This window comes from Psychrobacter sp. I-STPA6b (assembly GCF_020662265.1).
GTDB lineage: Bacteria > Pseudomonadota > Gammaproteobacteria > Pseudomonadales > Moraxellaceae > Psychrobacter.
The window spans coordinates 1-450 of sequence record NZ_VEWM01000105.1 but is presented as its reverse complement, the minus strand read 5'-3'; the positions used below and the strand labels follow the sequence as shown (position 1 = coordinate 450).

1 protein-coding gene is annotated in these 450 nt (G+C 62.4%); it reads right to left on the bottom strand.

Annotated elements, in window-relative coordinates:
* Nucleotides 1-450 (bottom strand): hypothetical protein (locus tag FHK88_RS12245; RefSeq protein WP_227431009.1); only part of this gene is annotated, 450 nt, incomplete at both ends.

The following is a 450-nucleotide window of genomic DNA, read 5'->3' as shown; positions in this document are numbered from 1 at the left end:
CCTTCGGCTTGATCCGGTGCTCGACCACGGGCTCTTCGCGGACCCGCTCCTGAACGACCGTTTTCTTTTTTGGAGACTGCTCGACAGCTTCGACCACTGCCTTGGGCTGCGGCGTCGTTCTGGTCCTGGTCGCAGCCTTCGCCTTGACGGCGGGCTTTGCAGCCGGGGCATCGAACTCGTCCAGCGCCTTTTGTGCTGCCGTCTGCAGGCGGGCCATGAAGGCTTTTTCATCCAGACCGTTTTCCCGAGCAAAGGTGCGGCCGCCTGCGACCATGCCGTCCTGAATGGCGTGCAGGCGGCGGTTCTCCTTGGCGATCAGCTCGGCCCTGGTCTCGGTCGCCTTCAGCTCGCGGTGCAGCCTGCTGTTATCGTATTGAAGGCTGCTGAGCTCCTTCTGCATCTTCGGGGTGCCGTGGATCTGCTGCTTGAGGGTGAAGACCTCTACGGCAT